Source organism: Cellulomonas sp., assembly GCF_035634735.1.
GTDB lineage: Bacteria > Actinomycetota > Actinomycetes > Actinomycetales > Cellulomonadaceae > Cellulomonas.
Window position 1 is genome coordinate 1 of the sequence record NZ_DASQCJ010000008.1, and the last position, 8,990, is coordinate 8,990.

General features: G+C 76.0%; 8 protein-coding genes and 2 pseudogenes. 4 read left to right on the forward strand and 6 right to left on the reverse strand.

From position 1 onward, the window contains the following. Positions 1 to 122, reverse strand: a pseudogene (locus VER05_RS00930) (low molecular weight phosphotyrosine protein phosphatase); the annotation flags it as partial. 98 nt (positions 123 to 220) lie between these two features. Beyond that, entirely contained in the window at positions 221 to 1,768 is a 1,548-nt protein-coding gene (locus tag VER05_RS00935; protein ID WP_414647529.1) for a SulP family inorganic anion transporter, read from the reverse strand. Between the two features lie 160 nt (positions 1,769 to 1,928). On the opposite strand from VER05_RS00935, the gene VER05_RS00940 reads away from it, so the two are divergent. Next, positions 1,929 to 2,813: an NAD(P)H-binding protein gene (locus tag VER05_RS00940; RefSeq protein WP_324843531.1), complete on the forward strand. Its 885-nt coding sequence runs from the start codon at positions 1,929 to 1,931 to the stop codon at positions 2,811 to 2,813. A gap of 327 nt (positions 2,814 to 3,140) precedes the next feature. On the opposite strand, the gene map is transcribed toward VER05_RS00940, so the two are convergent. From map to VER05_RS00955, 3 genes are read right to left on the reverse strand one after another with little or no spacing between them, the layout of a single operon-like run. After that, entirely contained in the window at positions 3,141 to 3,911 is a 771-nt protein-coding gene (gene map / locus VER05_RS00945) for a type I methionyl aminopeptidase (RefSeq protein ID WP_324843532.1), read from the reverse strand. Between the two features lie 32 nt (positions 3,912 to 3,943). Further along, positions 3,944 to 4,549 (reverse strand): TetR/AcrR family transcriptional regulator, encoded by a 606-nt coding sequence (locus VER05_RS00950; RefSeq protein WP_324843533.1) that lies wholly within the window; start codon positions 4,547 to 4,549, stop codon positions 3,944 to 3,946. Continuing rightward, positions 4,542 to 5,453, reverse strand: a complete 912-nt coding sequence (locus tag VER05_RS00955) for an alpha/beta hydrolase (protein WP_324843534.1) — start codon at positions 5,451 to 5,453, stop codon at positions 4,542 to 4,544. Before VER05_RS00955 ends, VER05_RS00950 begins: the two co-directional genes overlap by 8 nt. Positions 5,454 to 5,515: 62 nt before the next feature. Between VER05_RS00955 and VER05_RS00960 the strand changes: the two genes are divergently transcribed. Further along, the gene (locus VER05_RS00960; protein WP_324843535.1) at positions 5,516 to 6,091 is read left to right on the forward strand and encodes a GNAT family protein; all 576 of its coding nucleotides are present in this window, start codon (positions 5,516 to 5,518) and stop codon (positions 6,089 to 6,091) included. A gap of 386 nt (positions 6,092 to 6,477) precedes the next feature. After that, the gene (locus VER05_RS00965) at positions 6,478 to 7,113 is read left to right on the forward strand and encodes an NADPH-dependent F420 reductase (RefSeq protein WP_324843536.1); all 636 of its coding nucleotides are present in this window, start codon (positions 6,478 to 6,480) and stop codon (positions 7,111 to 7,113) included. A gap of 43 nt (positions 7,114 to 7,156) precedes the next feature. On the opposite strand, the gene VER05_RS00970 is transcribed toward VER05_RS00965, so the two are convergent. Then, positions 7,157 to 7,552, reverse strand: a complete 396-nt coding sequence (locus VER05_RS00970; protein WP_324843537.1) for a winged helix-turn-helix domain-containing protein — start codon at positions 7,550 to 7,552, stop codon at positions 7,157 to 7,159. A 224-nt stretch (positions 7,553 to 7,776) separates the two neighbouring features. Here VER05_RS00970 and VER05_RS00975 point away from each other — a divergent pair. Beyond that, a pseudogene (locus tag VER05_RS00975) lies at positions 7,777 to 8,990 on the forward strand (hypothetical protein); the annotation flags it as partial.

The window sequence follows — 8,990 nt, forward strand, 5'->3', positions numbered from 1 at the left end:
TCGTCGCTGACCCCGGTGGAGTCGACGAGGACCCGGTCGCCGAGCCCCGCGTCCTCCAGGCGGGCGCGCAGCACCACCTCGGCCATCGGGGACCGGCAGATGTTGCCGGTGCACACCGTCATCACGCGGTAGCGGTCGTCCGTCACGCCGGCTCCTCCCAGGGGTCGTCGGGTCCGGCGTCCATCCTGGCACCCGGGCCGGTGCCCCCGCCCCGCCGCCCTCAGTGCCCGCCGCTGCCGAGCGCCTCCGCCAGCCGCCCCAGCCGCCGCGCGCTGTCCGCGTTCAGCCCGACCACCTCGGCCGCCTTCCCCTTCGCCGCGTACTTGGTGACGATCGCGTCCAGCGCCGCCGCCGTCGACGCGTCCCACACGTGCGCGTCCGCCAGGTCGATCACCACCCGCGCGGGGTCGCCGTCGTAGTCGAACTGGTAGACGAGGTCGTTGGACGACGCGAAGAACAGCGCCCCGGACACCGCGTACCGGCGCACGCCGGGGTCCTCGCCCGCGTCGAGCCGGGTCACGGTCGTCAGGTGGGCCACCCGGCGCGCGAACAGCACCGTCGCGACCAGGACCCCCGACACCACGCCGTACGCGAGGTTGTGCGTGGCGACCGTGACCGCCACGGTCACGAGCATCACCGCGGTCTCGCTCAGCGGCATCCGGCGCAGCGTCGACGGCCGCACGGAGTGCCAGTCGAACGTCGCGACGCACACCATCACCATGACGGCCACCAGCGCGGCCATCGGGATCGCGCCGACCACGTCACCGAGCACCACCACCAGGACCAGCAGGAACGCGCCGGCCAGGAACGTCGAGACCCGGGTGCGGGCGCCCGAGACCTTCACGTTGATCATCGTCTGCCCGATCATCGCGCAGCCGCCCATGCCGCCGAACAGGCCGGACAGCACGTTCGCGGCGCCCTGGCCCCAGGCCTCGCGGGTCTTGTCCGAGTGCGTGTCGGTGACGTCGTCGACGAGCTTGGCGGTCATCAGCGACTCGAGCAGCCCGACCAGCGCGAGCCCGACGGCGTACGGCGCGATGATCCGCAGCGTCTCGAGGCTCAGCGGGACGTCGGGGAGCAGGAACGACGGCAGGCTGTCCGGCAGCTCGCCCTGGTCCCGCACCCGCGGGACCGCCAGCCCGGCGACCACGGTCACGACGGTCAGCAGCACGATCGCCACCAGCGGCGCCGGCACGACGGTCGTGAGCCGCGGCAGCAGCGCGATGATCGCGATCCCGGCCACGACCAGCGGGTAGACCACCCACGGCACGTCGACCAGGTGCGGCAGCTGCGCGACGAGGACGAGGATCGCCAGCGCGTTGACGAACCCGACCATCACCGACCGCGGGATGAACCGCATGAGCCGGGCGACGCCGGCCAGGCCCAGCGCCACCTGGACCACGCCGCCGAGGACCACCGTCGCCAGCAGGTACTGGACGCCGTGGTCCCGCACGACCGGCGCGACCACCAGCGCGACCGCCCCGGTGGCGGCGGAGATCATCGCCGGCCGGCCGCCGAGGAACGCCAGCGACACCGCCATGACGAACGACGAGAAGAGCCCGACCCGCGGGTCGACGCCGGCGACGATGGAGAACGAGATCGCCTCCGGGATCAGCGCCAGGGCCACCACGAGGCCGCCCAGCACCTCGGTGCGCAGCCGGGCCGGCGAGCGCAGCGCCGTGCGCACCGACCAGGAGGCGTCCGCCTCGGGGACGGCGGGGTGCGCGCCGTCGGGCTGCGCGGGGGCGGGCTGGGGGGTCGCGGGCACGCGGGATCCGTTCCGGGTCGGTGGGGAGGCAGACGGATCGTACTCTCACGCAACGTGAGGGTTCCGGTCGGTCCCCGTCGCCGACGCGCCCCGGTCCCGCTACCGTCGCTGCCAGCCGGGCACCCGCGCCCCGCGGGCCCGACCGGTGCGGAGGAGACGCATGGACGACGACCTGATCGTGGTGACCGGCGCCTCGGGCCGGGTGGGCCGGCGGCTCGCCGTCCGGCTGGCCGCGGAGGGCGCGCACCAGCGCCTGGTCGTCCGCTCCGCCGACCGCGCCCCGTCGATCCCCGGCACGGAGACGGAGGTCGCGCTGAGCCCCGGCTACCGCGACGTGGCGTCGATGCGGGCGGCGTTCGCGGGCGCGCGCACGGTGTTCCTCGTCTCCGGCCGCGAGTCCGCCGACAGGGTCGCCGAGCACCGGGCCGCCGTGGACGCGGCGGTCGACGCGGGCGTCGAGCGCGTGGTCTACCTGTCGTTCATGGGTGCCGCCCCCGACGCGACGTTCACCTTCGCCCGGGACCACTGGGCCACCGAGGAGCACGTCCGCGCCTCGGGCCTGCGGTTCACCTTCCTACGGGACTGCCTGTACCACGACGCGATCGTGCGGTTCGTGGGCGAGGACGGCGTCATCCGCGGGCCCGCGGGCGACGGCCTGGTCGCGGCGGTGGCGCACGACGACGTCGCGGACGTGGCGACGGCGGTGCTGCTCGACGAGCGCGAGCACGCGCACGACGGCGCGGTCTACGACGTCACCGGCCCCAGCGGGTACACCCTCGCCGAGGCCGCGCAGGTGCTGTCCTCCGCGACCGGCCGCGCGATCACGTACCACCCGGAGACCATCGAGGAGGCGTACGCGTCCCGCGCGGGCTACGCCGCCGAGCCGTGGGAGGTGGACGGCTGGGTCTCGTCGTACACGGCGATCGCCGCGGGCGAGCTCGCCACCCCGTCGCCCATCGTGCGCCGGCTGTCCGGCCGCCCGGCCCAGTCCCTCGGCGAGTGGCTCACCGTCAACCCCGGGGAGTGGGCGCACCTGCGCGCGTGACCCGGCGGCGTCGCTCTCCCACGCCGAGATAGGGCCTGCCCAGCGAGATAGGGCCGTGCCGGGTCCTATCTCGACGCGGCCGTCCTATCTCGCCGTGGAGGGCCGGCGGAGAGGCGGGGGCGGCGCCCGACCTCCCCCGAGCGTGCGCCGCCCCCGCCCGTCCAGGCGTCCGTGCGACCGCGACGGGCGTCCGCCTCACGGTCGCCGACGGCGCTGGCCGGGGGGCGACCGCGCGGTGAACGCGGGGCGTCGGCCGCGCGTCGGCTCGGCGGCGGGGCTCTGCGGGCGCCGGCGGCGCTGCGGCGCGGCGGGGCCGCCCGCCGCCGGTCAGCCCTTGCGGGCCGTGAGCACCAGCGGCCCGTCGGCGGTGATCGCCACCGTGTGCTCCGCGTGCGCGGCCCGGGAGCCGTCGGCGGTGCGGATCGTCCAGCCGTCGGGGTCGATCACGTAGCCGTCGCCGCCGGCCATGAACCACGGCTCGATCGCGATGACCAGGCCGGCCTTGAGCTTGATGCCGGTCCCGCGCCGGCCGAGGTTCGGCACGTGCGGGTCCTCGTGCATCGTCCGCCCGACGCCGTGGCCGCCGAAGTCGGCGTTGATCCCCAGGCCCGCCGCGCGGCCGACCTCGCCGATCGCCGCGGAGATGTCGCCCATGCGGTTGCCCGGCCGCGCCTGCGCGATGCCGGCCGCGAGCGCCTCCTCCGTCACCCGGATCAGCCGCTGGGAGTCGGGGTCCGGCGTGCCGAGCTGGAACGTCAGGGCGGAGTCCGCGACCCACCCGTTCACCTGGGCCGCGAAGTCGATGCTCAGCACGTCGCCGTCCGCGAGCACCTGCTCCGACGGCAGGCCGTGCAGCGCCGCGTCGTTGACGCTGGTGCACAGCACGCCCGGGTACGGCATCGCGCCGAACGACGGGTGGTAGCCGAGGTAGACCGAGTGCGCGCCGGCGTCGTCGATCAGGCGGTGCGCGTGCGCGTCGAGCTCCTTCAGCGTCATGCCCACCCGGGCGACGTCCTGCAGGCTGCTCAGCACGCGGGCCACGAAGGCGCCCGCCGCCCGCATCGCCTCGATCTCCCGGGGTGTCTTCAGCTCGGCCACGCGCCCACCCTAGACGCGGGCGGGTGGCCGGATCAGCCCGCCGCCCCGGCGTCGCCGGCCGCGAGCGCGGCCACGCCGGTCACCAGCATCCCGACCAGCACGTCGAAGCTGCGGTCGCGGTCCTGCGGCAGCCGGAAGCCGCCGCCGAGCTCGAGCGTCACGTAGCCGTGCACGCCGGCCCGGATCGCCCGGACGGCGTCGACCGACCGCTCCTCGGGCAGGTCGAACCCGCGCAGCGCGGCCGCGATCACCTCGACCGTGCGCCCGGCGGCCGCGGCCAGCGCGGCCGCCTCGGGGTCGTCCGGGTCGGGCGCGACCTGGACCGCGGCGTACCGGCCCGGGTGGGCGTGCGCGTAGCCCCGCATGGCGCCGGCGAGCGCCCGCACGGCGTCGGGACCGGAGCGGCCGACGGTGGAGTCGACCAGCCGCGCGGTGAGGTCCTGCACCGTCAGGACGGCGACCTCCCGGCGGAGCGCGGCCAGCGAGCCCACGTGCTTGTACAGGCTCGGCGTCGCCACCCCGGCCTCGGCGGCGACCTTCGCGAGCGTCAGGTCGGCGAACCCGGTGGGCCCGCCCGCGTCCACCACGTCGAGCGCGATCCGCACGACCGCCTCGCGGGACAGCCCGGTCCTAGGCACCGGCGCCCCGGTCCGTCGGCGCGGCGGGGGCGGCGGGAGCGGCGGGGGCGGCGGGAGCGGCGGGCGCCGCCGGCGCGACCTCCGCGAGCAGGCCCAGCACCGCCTCGGCCACGACCCCGGGGGTCTGGTGCTGCGGGTAGTGCCCGGCGTCCGCCACCAGCACCGCGCGGGCGCCGATCGCGTCCCGGATCCACGCGAGCTCGGCCGCGGGGTCCTTCCAGTCGGGGTCGAGCGCGCCGACCACCGCGAGCGCGGGCGCCTGGATGCGCGGCACGCGGGCCTCGACCGGCGCGTGGGTGAGCGCGAGCGTCAGGTCCCGGAACTGCCGCAGGTAGCCGGGGCGGCGCAGGCTCGCCCGGATCGCGGCGGCGTGCTCGTCGAGCCGCGGCGACCGGGTGCCCTTGTTGAGCGACCGGTAGTAGCCGGCCCAGGCGGCGGCGCCCCACGGGGCCGCGAGCATCGCCCGGTAGACCACCGGCATCAGCGCGCGGACCGCGCCGGGGAGCTGCGGGTCGCGGAGGAACGGCGCCAGCAGCACCAGGCCGCGGACCAGCTCCGGCCGGTCGGCCGCGACGACCGCCACCGCCGAGGAGCCCATCGAGTTGCCGACCAGCACCGGGGGCCCGGCGGCCAGGTGCTCGACCAGCGCGGCCACGTCCCCGGCGGTCGCCTCGTCGCCGTGCGTGCCGAAGGTGGCGTCGGAGTCGCCGTGCCCGCGGAGGTCGGTCGTCACGACCCGGTAGCCGGCGGTGAGCAGGGCGGCGCGGAGCTCGTCGTAGGTGGACCGCAGGTCGCCCATCCCGGGGACCATCACGACGAGCGGCCCGGCGCCGGCGTCGTCGTAGGCGACCCTCCCCTCGGGCCGCGGCAGGTGCAGCGTGCGTCGTGCGTCGTTGTTGTCCATAGCCCACAGGCTAATGCCATTAGCCATCGACGGCAAGGGGTCGCGTGCGGCATGCTCGCCGCGTGCTGCACGACGTCACCCTCGAGGGCCACGGCGCCCGCCTCGTCCCGCTCGACCTCCCGCACGCCGAGGCGCTCGCCGCGTTCGTCGACGCGCGGGTGTGGGCCGGGATGTCCTCCGCGCTGCCCGCGGGCGTCGACGGCTGGCGCGCCGAGATCGGGCGCGCCCGCGACGCGCCGGGCCGGCTGGCGTTCGCCGCGCTCGACGCCGCCACCGGCGAGGTCCGGGGCAGCACGTCGTTCTACGACCGCGACCTGCGGGTGCCCCGGGTCGAGATCGGGCACACCTTCTTCGCGCCGCGCTGGTGGGGCACGTCGAACAACCCGGCCTGCAAGCTGCTCATGCTCGAGCACGCCTTCGACGTCTGGTGCTGCGCGCGGGTCGCGCTGCGGGCCGACACCCGGAACACCCGCTCCGTCGCGGCGATCACCCGGCTCGGCGCCGTGCCCGAGGGCGTGCTGCGGAACCACCGGCTCGCGCCGGACGGCTCCCGGGGCGACACCGTGTACTTCTCGATCCTGCCGGACGAGTGGCCCGGGGTGCGCGCGGGGCTGCTGGCGCGGCTCGGGGCCGCCTGAGCCCGGGCGCCGGGCGTCGGGGCATCCCGGGCGTCCGCGCCCGGGCAGGGAACAGCCCGTGGGCCGGGCCTCCTGCTGGAGGGCCCTGCCGCGAAGGACGAGCTCGCGGCTCCCACGGGCTGCGGTGACTGCGGGGATTCGCCCGTCGCGGTCGCCGGTCGGACCGGCGGCGCGGCGAACGGATCGCAATCCGTCCGAACACTGCTGTCCGCGACTAGCGGGCAGTCACCTCACGCGTCCAAGAAGACTTCATGTCTCGGACCACCTCCTTCCCGTGTGCCTCGACCGTACGTCCGCCCCGCCCCGCGCACCAACGGTTTTTCCCCACGGCGGAACCGGGTCGCGTGACCAGGAACAACGGCGGGGCACGGCGGTGTTGCCCCGGCATGACCACGATCGGATTCATCGGCGCCGGCCACATCGGCGGCGCGCTCGCCCGCCTGGCCGTCCAGCACGGGCAGACGCCCGTCCTCAGCAACTCGCGCGGTCCGCACACGCTCGTGGACCTGGTGTCCGACCTCGGCGACGGCGCGCGTGCCGGCACCGCCGAGGAGGCCGCGACGGACGGCGACGTCGTCGTCGTCACCGTGCCGTTCCACGCCTACGCGCAGGTGCCCGCCGAGCCGCTGGCCGGCAAGGTCGTCATCGACACCAACAACTACTACTGGGAGCGCGACGGCCACGTGGCCGCGCTCGACGAGGGCACGACCACCAGCGCCGAGCTCCTGGCCGACCACCTCGGCGGCGCCCGGGTCGTCAAGGCGTTCAACCACATCACCGCCGCCGACCTGACGTCGAAGGGGACCCCCGCCGGCACCCCCGGCCGCCGCGCGCTGGCCATCGCCGGCGACGACGCGGACGCCAAGGCCGAGGTCACCGCGCTCATCGACCGGTGGGGCTTCGACGTCGTCGACGCCGGCCCGCTGGCCGAGGGCTGGCGGTTCCAGCGCGACACGCCCGCGTACGGCGCCGAGCTCGACGCCGAGGGGCTCCGCGCGGCGCTCGCCGCGGCGACACGCTGACCCCGACCGACCCGCGCCCGGTCCGGCGCGGCGGCGACGCGGCTCAGCCCGTGGTGCCGTCGCGCTGGTCCGGGACCCGGACCTCCGGCGCGAGCCGGTAGCCCAGCCCGCGCACGGTGCTGATCGCGGTCCGGTCCCCCGACCCCTCGGCGAGCTTCCGGCGCAGGTTCGCCATGTGCACCTCGATGCTGCGCCGGTCCGCGTCGGTCGGCGTCGGCACCGCGTGCGGCCCGTGCACCGCGACCGCCACCGCGAGCTCGTCCTTGGACACCGGCTGACCGGCGCGCTCCGCGAGCGCCACCAGGATCTCGAACTCGCTCCGGGTCAGCGGGACCGGGCGGTCCGCGACGCGCACGCACCGCGTGGGCACCTCGACCACGAGGTCCCCGCGCACCAGCACCCGGCCGTCGTCGAGGCCGGAGTCGTCTCCGATCGCCATCACCTCACGGTACGTCGGGCCCTCCCCGGCCGCGCGGGCAGGCGCACCACCAGGGCACCGGCACCGCGGTGGGTGCCAGCACCCCCCTGCGCGACGCCGTCCCTCAGTTCTCCTGCAGCGGCCCCCCGGACCGCCGATGAGGCCCCCGTTCCACGAGCACGGGGGTCGCCCCCGTCCGACAGGGGGAGAACCCAGTGCACACTTCGCGCACGCGATCCGGGCGCATGAGGCGTCCCGTCGCCCTCGCGACCGCCGCGGTCGTCGCGGCGATGCTGATCCCGGCGGGGGCCGCGGTCGCCGACGACGGCGAGACCGACCCGACCGACGTCGTCGACGTCCAGCCGGTCGCGGACCCGCAGCAGCCCGCCGACCCGCAGCCGCAGCCGGACACCCAGGAGCAGGGCTCGTCCACGCCGACCGAGTCCACGCCGACGGAGTCCACGCCGACGGAGTCCACGCCGGTCGAGCCCTCGCCGGTCACGACCGGGTCGGGCTCCGAGGAGGACACCTCGCCGACGCCGGACACCCCGGCGCAGGGCGACGCGTCCGACAGCGACGTCCCGGCCGACACCACCCCGGTCGTCGACCAGCCCTCCACCGGCACGACCACGCCGGAGCAGGACGTCCCGGACACCGACCAGGGCTCCGCCGACTCCGGCCCGTCGTTCTCCGCCGGCGGCTTCCGCGTCTCCGGCTACTCGCTCGACCAGCAGGGCAACCGCGTCGTCGTCGTCGGCCAGACGCTGACGCTCGAGCGCACCGAGCCGGTACCGGCCGACACCGAGTACTTCTGGGACTGGCGCACGGACAACGGCTGGCGCGGGGCCTCCGCCCAGTTCACCCCGACGTCCGCCGACCTCGGCAAGCAGCTCAAGCTGACGGTCCTCGCCTTCGCCGACGAGCAGCACAGCACCGTCCTCGAGGAGAACCTCGGCGTCGTGCTCGCCGAGGCACCCGCCGCCGGCCCCGTCACCCCGCAGCCGACCACGCCGGTCGAGACCACCCCGGTCGACAGCGACCCGCAGGTGGACGACCGCGTCGAGGCGCCGGACGAGTGGACCGACTTCGTCTTCTCCGGGACGACCACCGACGCGTGGGGCGACCCGGTCGCCGTCGTCGGCACGCCGATCTCCGTGCGCCCGACCACCAACTGGATGGCCGGCACCACCTTCACCTACGAGTGGCGGCTCGACGACTGGGACGGCCCGGTCGTCGGCGAGGGCACGACGTACACGCCCACCTCGCTCAACCGGGTGATCTACCTGGTCGCCGACCCGACCTCGCCCGACGGCGGCACCCGCGGCGGCGGCACGCTCGTCGCCTGGAACACGATCGCCCCGACGACCCCCGGTGACTCCGACGACTCGGACGACTCCGACTCCGACGACGACGCCGGCCTGAAGCCGATGCCGGACGGCTGGTTCCAGGTCGACGGCGG

Bases quoted from the DNA above. Each gene is read 5' to 3' on its own strand.
- VER05_RS00965 (WP_324843536.1), top strand. From the start codon at position 6,478: ATGACCACGATCGGATTCATCGGCGCCGGCCACATCGGCGGCGCGCTC.
- VER05_RS00955 (WP_324843534.1), bottom strand. From the start codon at position 5,453: ATGGACAACAACGACGCACGACGCACGCTGCACCTGCCGCGGCCCGAG.
- VER05_RS00970 (WP_324843537.1), bottom strand. From the start codon at position 7,552: ATGGCGATCGGAGACGACTCCGGCCTCGACGACGGCCGGGTGCTGGTG.
- VER05_RS00940 (WP_324843531.1), top strand. From the start codon at position 1,929: ATGGACGACGACCTGATCGTGGTGACCGGCGCCTCGGGCCGGGTGGGC.